The sequence below is a fragment of the Sedimentibacter sp. MB35-C1 genome, from assembly GCF_030913635.1.
Classification (GTDB): Bacteria; Bacillota; Clostridia; order Tissierellales; family Sedimentibacteraceae; genus Sedimentibacter.
Map to the genome: position 1 here is coordinate 2,148,212 of NZ_CP133188.1, position 16,290 is coordinate 2,164,501.

18 protein-coding genes and 1 pseudogene are annotated in these 16,290 nt (G+C 33.7%); 14 read left to right on the forward strand and 5 right to left on the reverse strand.

The window, feature by feature from the left end:
• The first annotated feature begins 236 nt into the window (after positions 1-236).
• Positions 237-470, forward strand: coding sequence for a hypothetical protein (locus RBQ61_RS10250; protein ID WP_308137233.1), 234 nt, complete (start codon positions 237-239; stop codon positions 468-470).
• Here RBQ61_RS10250 and RBQ61_RS17655 read toward each other — a convergent pair.
• The 4 genes from RBQ61_RS17655 to RBQ61_RS10265 form a co-directional block, all read right to left on the reverse strand.
• Positions 430-594, reverse strand: a complete 165-nt coding sequence (locus tag RBQ61_RS17655) for a BBE domain-containing protein (RefSeq protein ID WP_374049879.1) — start codon at positions 592-594, stop codon at positions 430-432. The genes RBQ61_RS10250 and RBQ61_RS17655 overlap by 41 nt on opposite strands.
• Positions 595-612: 18 nt before the next feature.
• Complete coding sequence (locus tag RBQ61_RS10255; RefSeq protein ID WP_308137234.1) at positions 613-999, reverse strand: hypothetical protein; 387 nt, start codon at positions 997-999, stop codon at positions 613-615.
• Positions 1,000-1,081: 82 nt separating this feature from the next.
• Positions 1,082-1,306: a small, acid-soluble spore protein, alpha/beta type gene (locus tag RBQ61_RS10260; protein ID WP_308137235.1), complete on the reverse strand. Its 225-nt coding sequence runs from the start codon at positions 1,304-1,306 to the stop codon at positions 1,082-1,084.
• A gap of 132 nt (positions 1,307-1,438) precedes the next feature.
• Entirely contained in the window at positions 1,439-1,903 is a 465-nt protein-coding gene (locus RBQ61_RS10265) for a class I tRNA ligase family protein (RefSeq protein ID WP_308137236.1), read from the reverse strand.
• Positions 1,904-2,456: 553 nt separating this feature from the next.
• Between RBQ61_RS10265 and RBQ61_RS10270 the strand changes: the two genes are divergently transcribed.
• The 6 genes and pseudogenes from RBQ61_RS10270 to RBQ61_RS10295 all read left to right on the forward strand — a co-directional run bounded on the left by RBQ61_RS10270 (position 2,457) and on the right by RBQ61_RS10295 (position 6,801).
• On the forward strand, positions 2,457-3,026 hold the full coding sequence (locus tag RBQ61_RS10270; protein ID WP_308137237.1) for a hypothetical protein: 570 nt from the start codon (positions 2,457-2,459) through the stop codon (positions 3,024-3,026).
• 26 nt (positions 3,027-3,052) lie between these two features.
• Entirely contained in the window at positions 3,053-3,787 is a 735-nt protein-coding gene (locus RBQ61_RS10275) for a hypothetical protein (protein ID WP_308137238.1), read from the forward strand.
• A 122-nt stretch (positions 3,788-3,909) separates the two neighbouring features.
• Positions 3,910-4,512, forward strand: a complete 603-nt coding sequence (locus tag RBQ61_RS10280) for a hypothetical protein (protein ID WP_308137239.1) — start codon at positions 3,910-3,912, stop codon at positions 4,510-4,512.
• A gap of 67 nt (positions 4,513-4,579) precedes the next feature.
• Positions 4,580-5,458, forward strand: coding sequence for a hypothetical protein (locus tag RBQ61_RS10285; RefSeq protein ID WP_308137240.1), 879 nt, complete (start codon positions 4,580-4,582; stop codon positions 5,456-5,458).
• A gap of 201 nt (positions 5,459-5,659) precedes the next feature.
• Positions 5,660-5,830, forward strand: a pseudogene (locus RBQ61_RS10290) (nitroreductase family protein); the annotation flags it as partial.
• Positions 5,831-6,120: 290 nt separating this feature from the next.
• A complete protein-coding gene (locus tag RBQ61_RS10295) occupies positions 6,121-6,801 on the forward strand; it encodes a hypothetical protein (protein ID WP_308137241.1) in 681 nt (226 codons plus the stop codon).
• Between the two features lie 70 nt (positions 6,802-6,871).
• Here RBQ61_RS10295 and RBQ61_RS10300 read toward each other — a convergent pair whose 3' ends face one another.
• Entirely contained in the window at positions 6,872-7,153 is a 282-nt protein-coding gene (locus RBQ61_RS10300; RefSeq protein ID WP_308140108.1) for a MetQ/NlpA family ABC transporter substrate-binding protein, read from the reverse strand.
• A gap of 331 nt (positions 7,154-7,484) precedes the next feature.
• Between RBQ61_RS10300 and RBQ61_RS10305 the strand changes: the two genes are divergently transcribed.
• The 7 genes from RBQ61_RS10305 (at position 7,485) to RBQ61_RS10335 (ending at position 16,250) form a co-directional block, all read left to right on the forward strand.
• Complete coding sequence (locus RBQ61_RS10305; protein WP_308137242.1) at positions 7,485-8,330, forward strand: 4Fe-4S binding protein; 846 nt, start codon at positions 7,485-7,487, stop codon at positions 8,328-8,330.
• Positions 8,320-9,045, forward strand: a complete 726-nt coding sequence (locus RBQ61_RS10310; RefSeq protein ID WP_308137243.1) for a hypothetical protein — start codon at positions 8,320-8,322, stop codon at positions 9,043-9,045. The genes RBQ61_RS10305 and RBQ61_RS10310 overlap by 11 nt, the downstream gene beginning before the upstream one ends.
• Positions 9,046-9,451: 406 nt before the next feature.
• Positions 9,452-11,497: a thioredoxin domain-containing protein gene (locus RBQ61_RS10315; RefSeq protein WP_308137244.1), complete on the forward strand. Its 2,046-nt coding sequence runs from the start codon at positions 9,452-9,454 to the stop codon at positions 11,495-11,497.
• 181 nt (positions 11,498-11,678) lie between these two features.
• Positions 11,679-12,305: a PHP domain-containing protein gene (locus RBQ61_RS10320; protein ID WP_308137245.1), complete on the forward strand. Its 627-nt coding sequence runs from the start codon at positions 11,679-11,681 to the stop codon at positions 12,303-12,305.
• A gap of 57 nt (positions 12,306-12,362) precedes the next feature.
• Positions 12,363-13,460, forward strand: a complete 1,098-nt coding sequence (locus RBQ61_RS10325) for an ABC transporter substrate-binding protein (protein ID WP_308137246.1) — start codon at positions 12,363-12,365, stop codon at positions 13,458-13,460.
• Positions 13,461-13,618: 158 nt separating this feature from the next.
• Positions 13,619-15,223 (forward strand): iron ABC transporter permease, encoded by a 1,605-nt coding sequence (locus RBQ61_RS10330; RefSeq protein WP_308137247.1) that lies wholly within the window; start codon positions 13,619-13,621, stop codon positions 15,221-15,223.
• Positions 15,213-16,250 (forward strand): ABC transporter ATP-binding protein, encoded by a 1,038-nt coding sequence (locus RBQ61_RS10335; protein WP_308137248.1) that lies wholly within the window; start codon positions 15,213-15,215, stop codon positions 16,248-16,250. Before RBQ61_RS10330 ends, RBQ61_RS10335 begins: the two co-directional genes overlap by 11 nt.
• Positions 16,251-16,290: the final 40 nt, after the last annotated feature.

Consider the following 16,290-nt stretch of genomic DNA (forward strand, 5'->3'; position numbering starts at 1 on the left):
GGCAAAATGATATTGCTCAATTTGAAGAAAAAGACACACTGTGGGGACGGACCTTGGAGTGGGTTTTTGCTGTGTTCATTAAACACTTGATGTTAATAACATTGTAACACATAAAATTATGGATACAAATATAAAGGAAAGTGTAGACAATGCTTTTATTACATATATTTCTGGCATTTTTAGCAGATTTGGTTTATATTATTAGTAAGATTTCATGAACTAAAAAGGTGTAGGTAATGATTAAAAATTATTTAGAGTTAAATAAATGTGAGGAAGAGAGATTCCTCCAATTTATAAATAGAAATAAGATAAATAAAATATCTTTTCATGACATGGACAAACAATTAAAATCTGAAGAATTTGATTTTGGTAATGGAGTTATTGTAAAGGTCAAAACTCATTCCGGAGACGGACCTCGGAATGAGTTTTTTACTGAATGTATGATATACCTATGCCTTGAGGAAATGTAAATACATCCAAAGGGTCATGCTTATCCTTTATTTTCTTTAATATATCTGTATGCTTTCCATAATATTCCTCCTTATAACAGTCCAGGCATTTATAGGGGAAATTCACATAAGAGCCATCAGTCATGCATTCAAGCTGAGGGAATTAATTTTTTATCCAGTCTCTGTTGACTTCGGCATATTGCTGCTCTTCCCATGTTGTTTCCAGCCATATGATATATTGGGCATTACGATAAAAAAATGCCGTAGCATCTGTTTCGACTTCCGATACTCTGCCTCCCAGTGCATACATTGATATTCCTGTAAATACAGAACCAGGCGGGCGCTTTGCGATTAATCCTGCAAGCTTTGTAAAGTTATCCCATGTTAAGTCCCTTAAAACAAATCGGCTTGCAGATTGAAATTTTTCATATGGAGGATATGAGCTGCCGATGATAGTAACAGCCTCAAGAAACGTAACATATTCTATATTGAATTTTGCTTTGTTCAGGCGAAGAAAATCGTCGATGATCTCCAGTGCCTCTTCCGGCATGCCCGAAATTATATACCTGATTGTTGGTTACACCGCTTTCAACATGCAAACAGTTTGAATTTTCATCAATATACATGCTGTTCTATGTGATATTGGTTCCTTTATCCTTTATATTGAAACGTTTTTTAGCTGTTTCCAAATCCATATTGTTGTCAACAAATTCGCTTTGCCTGGATGTTAAGCTTCCTATGTTTTCCGCACCGGATCTTACGATAGAAAGCTCCCTGGCAATCTCTGCCTTCATTTGATTCAAGGATTTTTTTGCTTCGGGGGATGCCGTTGTTTTGCTTTTTAAATTATCAGACATTTTATTTTCCTTTCTTAATTAAAATATTTATTTTATTATTGTCTGATTAAGCAAAATTAATCGAAAAATATGAATATTAGAAGATTACTTTTAGATGGCAGCAGCATATCCTTATATCAATAAATCCCTGTGTCACCATTGAGCCCGGAAGATTATTTCCTTTGCTTTGCAGCATGCTTTAATATCATTTATGGTTTGTTTAAACAATTCCATAAATTTCTCATCTGTATTAATTACAATTTCTTTTATTTCTGATTTCATTGACAGAGCATTTTCAGACTTATACTTTCTTGTATTTGCAATAATCTCCTTAAGTTTTTCTCCGAAAAGGATAATATCATTATCAAGAGATTCTTCAGTTTCCCAATACAAGTTGTGTATAGAAATACTGTTCTCATTTTGTCTGAAAAATTCCTGATAAATATATTCGGTTATGTGAGGAACATAAACGGCATACAGTTTTAATGTATTGAGCATGCAATAATACAGGGCATATTGTGCTGAATGCCGTTCTTTATATCCATGTAATTCAGGCTGGTATAAACGTTCTTTAACAATTTCAAGATAATAGTCATATAAATCCATGCAGAAAATCATAGTTTTTCTGCATGGTAATACCTACCTCCTAAAAATTTTAAGAACACAAAATCACAGCTTTGTTCACCAAATTATTTGCTCGCTGTCGCTCACATAAAACTCCGCCCTAAGCTTTTACATTTGCTTAGGGCGGATTGTATGCGTCCGTGGTACCACCTAAATTCAGATGTGAATCTGCACTCTGCCAGTACGGGATAAAATGCGCTATCCGATACTGTTTTCCTTTTAACGGTGGAAATTTCCGTTGAAGTCTACTAAGATTTGGACAATTTCAAAATACATATACTGTTGTATTTAAGTAATGTTGTCCAAGCTTTCCTTATAAAACTTTCCAAAGGCTCCATAAAATTGAACTTTTTTATGATTTAAATCGTCTATATAAATACAGAGTGAACGTCTCATGCTAAATAAACAGAAAGCGATAGTAGCGATATTAAGAAAGAGATAATTTTGTTTACTTCAATTTTTATTTTTAATATGTTAAGTTATTGAAAACAAATTGGCTATTGCAATTTATAAATCCTACAAACAATTAAATTCAAGGAGGAATTGTATGATTCAAAAAGGAGAAGGTAATAGATTGAAATTTAGCATGAAAAAAATATTTACTCTATGCGCTGTCTTGCTTGCGCTTGCATCAAGCGGTTGTGCTGTGAACGAAGAAGCAAATTCTCATGAACTTGCAGAAAAATTTGTATCAGAATTGTATACTGTAAACAAAAAAGAAATTGAAAGTTATAACAATTTATTAAAAGCAAATGCGGAGGATGCTTTAAAAGAGGCTATTGAAGACATATACAAGGATATTAGGATTTTGATGTCAGACGAAGCGTATGAGAAGTTCACTGCAAACAGGACAGGGGTTAGGTTTGCTGAATTCTGCTCTGAAAATAACTGTTACATAGAAATTAAAGAAACGATTCTTTCCGAGAGATCAACTAATGAAAACAATAATGAAAAAGGATATAATTTTGAAGTCAAATTAAATATTGTATCATCTAAGGATGGAGCAGAAGAGGAAGATGTTGCGGAAGGAATAATTCAACTTACAAAAGAAAATGAAGAATGGAAAGTTTCAGGATATAGAGATATCAAATTGCCTGAAGCAATAACAAAAGAATAATGGCATGAGGGTGAGAGGAGGACTGTATGCAGAAATATAAAAAATTTATCGGTACTATAGTATTTGCAATATTTACGCTGCTGTTTGCTTTTTCATTTGAGTTCATAGGCTATGGAAATTCTGCAGAACCGCCGTCGATATTAATTATAGTTCCGAATGCAACCGATGAGATGAGTATAAAATTGAATTTAGAGGATGGCGAACATGAAGCAAGAGTAACGGATAAGGTTATAGAAAAATATTATGCTTTTTATTCAAGTGCTATGTTTAAAAATACAAATGTTTATAGCTTTATTGTCAGTACGGGAGAGGACAGTTTTGAAGTCGAATTGGATAAGCCAATTAAAAACTATAACAATGTTTATACACTGGATTTGAAATCTCACACTTTGACAGAAGGGAAACTGTTGTCCAGATCTGTCATGCTTGTTTCGATGCGGATAGTCTTGACACTTGTCATTGAAGCAGCTGTATTTTGGAGTTTTGGATTCAGGGATAAAAAATCATGGAAAGTTTTTTTAATCATAAATTTTGTAACGCAAGGAGCGTTGAATATCTGGATAAACAGCTTTACGCCAATTACAAGCTATGTTATTTTCACTCTGATATTTGGCGAGTTTTTTGTGTTTATTGCCGAACTTTTTGCATTTTCGCTATTCTGCCGGGAACATGGACGTTTAAGAAAGATACTGTATGTTTCAGTCGCAAATTTTGCAAGTCTGATTTTGGGTGGATACATAATAACAGTGCTGCCTATTTAGACAGAATAATTTTCAATTAACTGCTCAGATTGAATAAAATAAATACTAAGAAAGAATTATATTGTGAATAATGGTTTGATCGATCTTGCAGGTCTGAAATAAAGTTGAAACGGAGGAATGGTATGAAAAAAATAGGTGGTATATTATTAGTGATAGTAGTTACATCCATCTTAACTGGCTGTAGTGCTCCTTTAATGGAAACTGATGCTAAGGAAAATATGTTTATTAAATCAGTTGCTTTATCCGAAGATGAAAGAATCAAAACCCCGATTGTTGGTTTCCTGCCCAAAATATATGAATATTCTGTAGATGAAAGTATCAAAGCTATGATGATTGAAGTAATAGATTATACAGATACATATAATCCAATAGTTGTTAACAGTTATGCTTATAAATTGTATAAAGAATCAACAAAAGGAAGAATTTATATAATTTATTATCCTGATGAAAATGAGTTGAATATTGAAATTAATTCAAAAAAAAGAAAAGATAAAAATTCAAGTGTTCTGTATGTCTATGATAAGAATGATTCATATGCAATGTCTTTCAACAATGAATCAGTTATTAGGAAAGAAGAGGCAATACCCTTGATTGCAATACTATATGCGGATTCTTTTTCGGAGGTAGATAGGTTTTTAAATAATCCCAAAAAATACAGAGGATATTATAGTACTGCATATCAAATTAAAATAACTTTTTTTGATAAGGATTTAAATAGCAATTAAGGGACGCACCTTTAAATAAAATAAAACAGAAGAGCAATTTTTATCAAATAAATAGTAGCAGGTTGCCATGAAAACAAAAAAATTATATTTATTATTAATTATAGTCTTTATACTACTATCATTATTTTTATTTAATAAAGATGTGATTTTTCAGGAGGGTAATCCCATATCGGTATTAAAAGGCATAATTCAGCTTAATGGTACAAGTACATTTGTAAGGATAAAAGACAATCCGATAACTTATGTAACAAAAACAGGTAATAGTGAAGAATTGTTTAATTATATTGAAAAAGAGTATAATGTTGTGTTTAAAGAACAGATGGGTTCCGGGCATACATTTGAAGGTTCAGAAAAAAGTGTGATTCTGACATCCAAACTGTATACCAGGTTCTATCAAATATGGGAGTACTCTGAGCTTAATATTATAAGTCTGAAGTTTTCTGCCATCATGGTTGAGGCTCTCAAAGAAGGACTTCCAAATGAAAATCTGATATATGAAAAAAGCATATCATTGGAGAATTTATTTGACCAAGAAGAAGTTGTAATTGATTTGTATTTTGAAAAATCACAGGAAGAATCAGTTGAACCTAATACAGTATATGCTTTTTTACAATATAATAATAAAGTGTATGAATTAGGTACTGTAAGTAATTATGGATTGGAAGACTTAAAGGTGGAGGCTGTTGACAGAACCTTTGACGGTAAAAATGAAATTGAAATAGTAGGAGAACTGGGAGCCACCTATATTGAAATGAAATTAATCGGGTATAATGAAGAAACAAAGGAGTTAGTAAATCTTCTGACCATGGGGACTCCCGAATACATTGACTTAGATCATGATGGCACAGATGAGCTAATAGGTGTGTCAGCAGGTATTGTCCCCGGATATGTGAATATATACAGATGGAACGGAAAGCATTTTGAAATGGCGGAATATCAAAGGTGACGAAAAGTTTGTATTCAGGTTTAGAAATAAAAACGATACATTGTATATTGTTACCGGAAATTACTATGAAAATAATAAAATGATATTCAGATATTTCATATATAAGAGCGGAAAGATTTTTGAGCAATAAGATTAATTCTTAAAAGAAACGGTAAGTTTCTTGAGTAATTTAAAAAATAAATCTGTAATTGATAATTTGATTTGTTAATTGATTCAGGGCATGTAATGCAGAATCTATATCTAAGCTGCGGAGCCGTAGGCTGCGGAACCTGTGCAATAGCTGCATTTGATCAGAAAGCTGCTGATGATTTTCTCAAGCTTGACGGAAAAGATGAGTTTGTAATATATGCAGCACCTGTCGGCGTTGTGTAATGCTAAGAAAGCTCTTTTAAAATTAAAGATATATATCTTTAACAAATTATAGTATTGAAGGACAGATGAAATTGAAAAAGAAAAATATAAAAAACACTGGCATTTGATAAGGTGGGCATTAGTAATAGATATTCGGCACACGCTGAATATCTGGACATAAGAGATGTTTATTCCGTTGTGAGAGAGTTTTTCGCATATTATAAGTATCTGAATTTAAATGTGTTTGATGACTTATATGGATGAATATGGTATAATAAAAAACAAAATCTAAGGAGGCAGGTCGTCTAATAATGAAAGCCATACAAAACTTTGAAGATTTCCTGGAAAATTTATATTGTGCAGGCATGAGCCTAGGCGGTGAGAACAGCGAAGGAATATTTGCCCTATGTGATTATTTTAAAGACAATGTGCTTTGGCATACCGGAGAACCAGACACCGATCCGTGGGAATGGAGAATGAGAGTTCTGAATGAAAGGAACGACATTGCCTATGGTAAGCTGTTTTTCAAGAAGAGCGGATATATAACGCAGGAATGGTATCCTTATTTTTACGCCGTAAGGCGCGGAAGCAATGAATTGCAGGAAGAGTATGAAGAAGGCAAAATAAGCCATCATGCGAAAAAAATCTATGAATTGCTGTGTGAGTACAAAGAGCTGCCTATTCATCTGATTAAAAGATACGGAGGATTTTCCAAGGAAGATAAGACAAAGTTCGATAATAATGTCATAGAACTGCAGATGAAATTCTATATTTCCATGTGCGGAAGAGCAAGAAAAAAATCTAAGTCGGGAGAAGAATTTGGATGGTCATCAACTGTATTTTGTCTTGCGGAGGATTTTTTTGACGAAGAAGTCATAAGCGCTGCTGATGGAATAAGCTATGAAGAAGCCTACGAAAAAATCGAAAAGAAAATATATGAGCTGAATCCGAAAGCTGATCCGAAAAAGGTAAAAAAATTTATTTTGGGATAGAGCAGAAGCATACGTCAGGAACTGTGTTTTACGGTTCCTGACGCTATTTTTTAAGTGCTTTCAAATTTTATTAAACCGGTATTGAAGAGCCTTTTGAATCTTCTTCAATAACTTTTTTTGTTTCGTCAGTTTGATATATTTCTACAATACGTTTGTGAGTTTCATTATCCTTGTCCTTTGTGCTAACAGCAATTACATTTATATATAGGTTTTCTCCCGGTTTGGATTCTTCCAGAACTATAGCATCCTGTGAAGGAATAAATCCTGCATCGGTGGCCACCCCGGAATTAATTGCTGCCAGTGGAACTTCTTCCAAAGAAGCGGGTATGTTTGTTGCCGCAAATTCTACAATGTTGAAGTTACATCATTGCTCCAGGTTCAGCAACAATTGTTTCTTAGTAATCAAGACCTATTTCCACAAACTGAATGTCATCTCCGAAAATTCTGTAGTCAACTTGATGCGCTCTCTCCATATTATCCCTCCTTGATACACATATAATTATGTATTTAATGTATGTTTGGATAGCAAAATTATTAGTAACATGCAACTGTTGCTATAAATTTTCTTGTGCAGAAATTAGTGCTGATTTGCAAATGATTGAATTTTATCAAAAATAGGACACAGTTTTGCCACAAATTATAAGTATATTTGAATACAAATCTTAATGAGGAGAATAAATTTAATGAAGAAAAAGAATATAAGAAGATTATTGCAAATTTTTTTCTTTGCACTTATTGGCTTGATTGCTATTAACAAAACTTTGGCAGAGTCGGGAATGGCAAGCATTCCATTTTTGTCAGAAGCCTCCCTTCATTCTCTTTGTCCATTTGGGGGAGTAGTAACACTTTATAATTTGTTTACATTGGGGGCGCTTATAAAGAAAATTCATATGTCATCTGTAATACTTATGGGAATAATTTTTGTTTTAGCAATACTTTTTGGACCAGTGTTCTGCGGATGGGTTTGCCCTCTAGGTTCTGTACAAGAATGGATTGGTAACATTGGTAGAAAAATATTTAAGAAAAGATACAATACTTTTGTTCCCCAGGAAATTCATAAAATACTTAGATATTTTAGATACGGTGTTTTAGCATGGGTTGTTTACATTACATCAATATCAGGTTACTTAATATTTGACAGTGTAGATCCATACCATGCGCTATTTACATTTTGGTCAGAAGAAACAGCAGTAACTGCAATTTTGGTGCTTGTTGTAACGCTTGTTATGTCCTTGTTTGTGGAAAGACCTTGGTGCAAGTATGCCTGCCCATATGGAGCTTTGCTTGGAATATTCAATAAGTTTAGAATTTTTAAGATAAGAAGAAACAAAACAACCTGCATTTCATGTAAGAAATGTGACAGTGCATGTCCTATGAATTTGAAAATTTCTGACAAGGAAGTTGTAGATGATTTGCAGTGTATAAGCTGCTATGAATGCACTTCAGAAAGAAGCTGCCCAGTAAGCAATACAGTGAATCTTATGACAAATGCATCAACAGCAGAAAAGGAGGCCAACAGTGAAAATTAGTATGAATAAAATAGCGCTTATAATAATTGTTGTAATATTTGGAGGAATTGCAGCTACTATTTTTGCAGGTGTATGGTCTTCAGAGTCTGAAAAAGTTCCTGCGGTTTACAAAGAAGGGGATTTTCAGGGACAGTACAATCCAGAGGACATAAGAGGTTCATATTATTTTGATGAGGTAGCTGAACTGTTTGAAATTGACAGAGATGTTCTCTATAAAGCATTCGGCCTTGAAAATTTAAGTGACCGTAATATTAAATCAAAAGACCTTGAGTCATTGTACATTAATATGGAAAATGAAATAGGAAACGGTTCAGTACAGCTATTTGTTGCTCTTTACAAAAATCTCCCAATTAGTTTTGAAGATACCTATTTGCCAGAGGCGGCTATTAATATTATACTTGAACACAATGAAAATCTAACAGAAGAAGTTAAAGAATATCTGCGTGAACACTCTGCTAAAATACCAGTTTTAAATGAGGATGACTTAGATGTAACTTTGGAGAGCCAAGAAGATGAAGAACAGGAAGAAGAAATTCTTGTATCTGGCAAAACTACTATTAAAGACATTCAGGATGCAGGAATAACAGATGAAAAGATAAAAGAAATTCTTGGAACTGATATTCCACCATCAAACACAAATATCAGAGATTATTGTCTTGAAAAAGGATTGTCATTTTCAGAAATTAAGGAAAAAATAAATGATCTTGTTCCATAATACATTAAAATAAAATTTATAATAATATTATACAATAAAAAACACATGTACAGGTGTTTTTTATTGTATGATTGAATATGAAAGATATACAAAGAAGAACACGGATATGTTGCAGCAATGCAGGTGGAAATAATAGACATGGCTACAATAGCAGGTGAAAATGAGCTTTTGGATTATTTAAAAGAAGAAGAACTTGCAAATATCCAAGAGTATATGGAGAAAATAAATAAATAATTATATATTAAAACACTGAGGATGGTTTGTAAAAATCTTACACCAACAGATTTTAAAAATATGCAAACATTGGTTTTAATGATTAATAAAGGATACTATTTAATTGAAGAGTAGTATCCTTTATGTTTTTGGGTATAATAATTAGTAATAAATTTATGAGGGAGAGCTAAATATGACTGAATTAAAAAAAACAGCAAATCATTTGATAGATGAAAAAAGCCCTTATCTGCTTCAGCATGCCCACAACCCCGTTGATTGGTATCCATGGGGTGATGAAGCTTTTGAAAAGGCAAAGTCAGAAGATAAGCCCGTTTTTCTTTCCATCGGTTATTCGACTTGTCATTGGTGCCATGTAATGGAGGGTGAATCTTTTGAGGATGAGGAAGTAGCTGAAATTATAAACAAACATTTTGTTCCTATAAAAGTAGACAGGGAGGAGCGTCCGGATATTGATTCTGTTTATATGAATGTGGCTCATAGAATTACCGGAAGCGGAGGATGGCCTCTTACAATAATAATGACACCGCAGCAGAAACCTTTTTTTGCCGGTACATATATTCCGAAAAAAAGCAAGTATGGAATGACAGGACTTATTGAATTGCTTGAAATCGTTGCTGACAGATGGCAACATCAAAAAGATAGGCTGGTGGAGTCAAGCAATGTAATAACCCAAGAGATAAAAAAAATTGAAAATGAAAGTACTTCCGAATTTGTTCTGTCAAAGAAAAATATCAGTGATGCTGCAAACATACTTGAGAGAAATTTTGATGAGGAGTACGGAGGGTTTTCGAAAAGCCCTAAATTTCCTCAACCGAGCTATTTATTATTCCTTTTAAGTTATTATGCACTTGAAGGTGATAATGATGTGCTGTTTATGGTTGAGAAAACTCTTGAAAGCATGTTTGTGGGAGGAATGTTCGATCATGTTGGAAACGGATTTTCAAGATACTCAACAGATAACAGGTGGCTTGTTCCTCACTTTGAAAAAATGCTTTACGACAATGCGCTTCTTGTTACTGCATATTCATACGGCTATGCTGCAACAGGTATAAAACTTTACAAGAGCATAACAGATAAGGTTTTAAAATATGTGCTTAAAGAAATGACTCATGAAAAGGGAGGTTTTTATTCCGCGCAGGATGCTGATAGCGAAGGAGAGGAAGGTAAGTATTATGTTTTTACTCCGGATGAAATAATAAATGTTCTCGGCAGAGAGGATGGAACGTATTTTAATGAGTATTATGGGATTACCCATAATGGGAATTTTGAAGGAAAAAACATACCTAATTTGCTTCAAAGAGAAGACTTTTATGATGTTGATGAAAAAATTGAAGAACTTAATAAAAAGGTTTATGAATACAGAAAGACTAGAACTGTTCTTCACAAGGACGATAAAATTCTTGCTTCATGGAATGGTATGATGATTGCTGCATTTGCTGTTGCTCACAGAGTGTTTGGAGATGAAGACTATATTGATGCAGCTAAAAAGGCAATGAAGTTTGTTGATGAAGAATTAACAAATAATAAGGGATATTTGTGTGCACGATATAAAGACGGCTCCGTTCTTGAAAATGCAACTCTTGAAGATTATGCAATGATTCAGTGGGCTTTAATTGAACTCTATGAATCATCTTTTGAAATAGTATATTTGAAAAAGGCGTTGGACATAAATAAAAAAATGACTGAGTTGTTTTGGGATGAAGAAAATGGAGGCTTTTTTCTTGGAAGCAAGTATGGTGAAAAGCTTATTTATAATCCAAAGGACACTTATGACGGTGCTGTTCCTTCTGGGAATTCAGTTGCGGCATACAATTTGGTAAGGTTATCCAGAATAACAGGAGATAAAAATATAGAGGAGTTGACAAAAAAGCAAATTGATTTTTTATCAGGAAGCATTGTTAAGTATCCTGCAGGCTATACATTTGCACTAATGGCTGCAATGTATGAACTATATCCTTCGGTTGAGGTTGTATGTATAGCAAAAGATGTGGAAGATTTACAAAATACCATTAAAAAATTAAGCGGTCTATCTATGGTGAATACTACTGTGGTTGCATTTGCTTCCCAGGAGTCAGAGAATGTATCAAAGCATATTGGCTATATAAAAAACTATTCAATGAAAAATAACAAAACAACATTTTACATATGCAAGAACAAGAATTGTTCTCTTCCAATTACGGATTTTGATGAAGTAAAAAAAGAGCTTAAAACCAAATAACATCTAAAACTCCCACCAGGGAGTTTTATTATGGAAATATAAAAAGAAATATAACTTTTATTCATACATAACGAGTCAATGATGAAATTATTTAATTTTACATATTATTATTGCTATGATAAACTTTTCTAATGGTATTTAAAGAAATAATGACATTTCCATATGAAAGGAATAGTAGCATATGCTTGTTGATTTGCATGTTCATGAATGCACATTTTCCAAAGACAGTAAAAACAGCTTAGAAGAAATTGTTGAAAGTGCCAAAAGAAAAGGCTTAGATGGCGTCTGTATAACTGATCACGACAGTATGGGGCTTAAGGAAACAGCTGAAAAATATTCTAAGGAAGTTAATTTTCCTATTTTTGTAGGTGTTGAAGTTCTTACAAACCAAGGAGATATTTTAGCATTTGGAATTGACAGAATTCCTGACAAAAAGCTTGATGCACAGCAGTTCATTGATTATGTAAAAGAACTCAACGGTGTTTGCTTCAGTGCTCATCCTTTCAGAAACAACAACAGAGGTTTAGAGGAAAATTTATTGTCTGTTAATGGTTTGGACGGCATTGAGGTGCTAAATGGCAATACAGATTTGCAGGCTAATAAAAAGGCATTGGAGTATTGTAAAATTTTAGGGTTGCAAGCAATAGGTGCAAGTGATTCCCACAGTGAAAAAACACTTGGTAAATATGCAACCAAGCTGCCTAAATGGGCAAATAATCTGGGGGAATTCATTGATGTTTTAAAGCTAGGGCAATGTAAGCCGGCAGTTCTTGAACACAGCGGCTATAGAATTTTAGAGCAATTTTAGTGTTAACTTAGGAGTTGTATTATTATAATTTAACATAACAATTTATGGAGGAAAAAAATGAAAAAAATATTGTCTATTTTACTTTCTGTATTGATGATTTTTTCTTTAATAGGATGTTCTTCAACAGATAACAATGAAGAAATTGAAAAACCAGCAGAAAATAATGAGAGCGAAGCTGTTTCAGCTGACGAAGAAACGTGGAAAGCACATTACGATGAATCAATGAAAGATATAACACTAAATTTGTACGGAGTAACTGACGCTATTATTCCTGTTCTTGATGCATTTACTGCTGACACAGGAATAAAGGTTGAAAATCTTACAATGAAAAACGGCGAAATTCTGCAAAGAATTCAAAACGAAAAAGATTCAGGAGTAGTTGTTGCTGATATCTGGTTTACTGGAGGAGCTGATGCATTTATTAGTGCAGCAGAAAATGGTCTTCTTGAATCATATGTATCAGAAGAATCTAAAAATATTGCTGATGGAATGAAAGATGCTGACGGATATTGGTACGGTACATCTCTTACAGTTGTTAACTGGGTTGTTAACACAGAAATAATAGAAGAGCTTGGATTAGAGATTCCTTCAAAGTGGGACGACCTGCTTCATCCAGAGCTGAATGGATTGGTTTCAATGTCTGATCCTGCATCTTCGGGAACAGCTTACAACACTGTTAGTGCAATTCTTCAAACAAGAGGAGAAGAGGAAGGCTGGAACTATCTTGACAAATTAATAGCTCAGGTACCATTTTTTACAGCAAGAGGAAGCGATCCTGGTAAAAATGTTATTGCAGGTGAAGCAGCTGTAGGAATAAATGCAGGCACTGGCGATAAGAGTTTGGAAGAAAATAACCCTCAGGTTAAAGTAATTTATCCAGAAGACGGTACAGGATGGTGGCCACAGCCTGTTGCAATACTATCAGGATGTAAAAATCCGGAAGCTGCAAAAGTGTTCATAGATTGGCTGTTGTCAACAAAGGGACTTGAAGAAGTAGGTAAGGCCCAGAATGCTTTGCTGGTACGTGATGATGTATCTGCTCCAGAAGGAATTTTAAGCCTTAAAGAAATTGAACTGTTCCCTACAGATTTCAAAGCCAACGCATCTGAACGTGATGAGATTCTTTCAAAGTGGAACGAAAGAGTTAACAAATAGAACTAGATTAATATAATAAACAAGCTGTGCATAGAATTTAAGATTCTTTTTCACAGCTTGTTTATTATTAAAGGAGCAGTGATATTTTGATAAGACATTTTAATTACATTAAATTAATACAGATGCTCTTAATTGTTTTTTTAACTTACTTTTGTTTTTTGCCTATTATAAGTGTAATTATATATGGGATATCAGGTGATTTGTCTTTTTTTGATCAGAAGTTAATAGACAGAGTAATAAAACTTTTAGGAAACAGTTTGTTTGTTTCTTCTGTTGTAACGGCCATTTCGGTTTTTTTTGGAATTATTATAACATTTTGTTTAAGAAGAATGCAATTTAAGGGAATAGGCATATTGAGAGTTCTTATGCTGTTACCTTTGGTGAATCCTGCTTTTGTGGGAGCAATTGCATTTATTATGCTTTTCGGAAGCAGGGGGCTAATAACTTATAAAATACTTCATTTAAGCGTAAGTCCATACGGATGGCAGGGCATTGTTATTTTGCAAGTTCTGTCTTTGGTAACATATGCCTATATTCTTATTTCTAGTTCAATTAAAAATGTAGATACAACAATTGAGCAGGCAGCCAGAAATCTTGGAGCATCTGAAAGTACCATACTATTTAAAATAACTCTCCCAATGATGATTCCTGAAATTACATCTGCAGCGTTGCTTGTTTTTTTATCTTCTATGGCTGATTTTACAACTCCTCTTATGATAGGGGGTAAATTTTCCACCCTTGCATCAGATTTGTATGTGCAGATAACAGGAGTGTACAACATGAAAAGTGCAGCAGTTTCAGGAATAATTTTGTTAATACCATGTGCTGCGGCATTTTTTGCTCAAAGGCATTTCAGCACTAGAAAAAGCTATTTTTCAGATGCATCTAATGAAAGGGATATAGTATACGAAAATGTGAGTAAACCTATAAAAATGGCGCTTATTTTCTGCACCTTGTGCTTTGTGTCATTTTTTATAATTAAATTTGGCTTCATAGTTATTGGAGCATTAACAAAAAATTGGGGATATGATTACACATTGACCTTAGACCATGTGAGAGAAGCGCTTTCTATGAACCTTCGGCCATTTGTTAACAGTGTTAAATTATCCTTTGTTACTGCTTTGACAGCATCATTTATGGGGGTTGTATTATCCTACATAATTAACAGAAAAAAAATAATAGTGCCTGTATTTGTAGATTTTATAGGCGTTTTTCCAGCTGCGGTTCCAGGTATTTTGTTTGGCATAGGCTATCTTGTGACATTCAAGTATCCCATATTCGGAATAGGAAAATATATATTACCAAACTTGTCACCGTGGATTATACTTGGTACAAGTGTTATTATATATCTTATATGTATAGCAAGATCATTAAATGTGGCAATGAAATCAGGATATGCTTTGTTGGAACACATTGACCCTGACCTAGAAGATGCTTCGTATAATCTGGGAGCGGGTAAAATAAAAACATTCAGGCTTGTGCTTATGCCTCTTCTTACGGAAGCTGTCGCTGCATCATATTTAAAAATATTTTCAAGTACAATGACAACTTTAGGTGCCATAATATTTTTAATACTTCCAAAGAACAAAGTTGCAGTACAGGTTATATTTCAATCAATAACTCATTCTGCAATAGGAGTTCCTGCTACATTGGCACTGTTGCTGTCCTTTGTTACATTGGCTTTAATGGGAGTGTTTTATGTTATTCTTAACAGAAAAAGTATTACAGATAAGTTTAAGGGGGTGATTCAGCATGAAAATTAAATTGGAGAACATATGTAAGACTTATGAAAGCACTCAGGTTGTTAAAGATGTTTCTATGGAAATTGAAGACGGAGAAATAATGGTACTACTAGGACCGTCGGGCTGCGGAAAAACAACTTTGTTACGAATGATTGCAGGTCTTATTTCAAGAACCCAAGGAAGAATACTTTTTAATGATGTTGATGTAAGTAGTTTTCCACCGCAAAAAAGAAATACGGCAATGGTTTTTCAAAACTATGCATTATTTCCTCATTTAAATGTTGAAGAGAATATATCTTTTGGATTGAAAGTTAGAAAACTTCCCACTTCTAAAATTAATGAAATGGTAGCAAAAATAATAAAAAGTGTGGAGCTGGAAGGTTTAGAAAAAAGAAAGATACAGGAACTATCAGGAGGTCAAAGACAAAGGGTGGCATTGGCTCGCGCTTTGGTAATAAAGCCTGACATACTATTATTTGATGAACCTCTATCAAATCTTGATGAAAAATTAAGAGTGTCTATGAGGCAAAGCATCAAAAAGCTGCAGCGAGAGCTGGGTATTACAAGTATCTATGTAACCCATGACCAGGAAGAGGCTATGTCCATTGCAGACCGCATTACGGTTATGAACAAAGGAGAAATACAGCAGTGCGCATCACCAAATGAAATTTACAGAAATCCTAAAAATTCCTTTGTAGCAAGTTTTGTTGGTCAGGCAAATTTATTTAACTGTCAAGTACAAAGTGATAGCGATAAGAAATATATAAATGTTCTTAACAAAAAAATAAATATTGAAAATGATATAATTGGTGAAACAGTTACTGCGATGATTCGTCCGGAACATCTTCACATAGACAAAGACGGTATTGAAGGTGTGATTGATTTTAAAGAAGAATTGGGACTTATAACCCGTTGCCAGATAAAAATTGGAGATATGAATATTTCTCTTGATGAGCTTAATGCGTCGGAACATCATACTTTAGGTGTTGGAGAAAAGATATTTGTATCCTTCGGAGAAAATGATGTGGTTATACTAAAAGAGCAGTAAATCTTTTCTACAAGCATTGTTTAGCTATAAATTTTTTGAC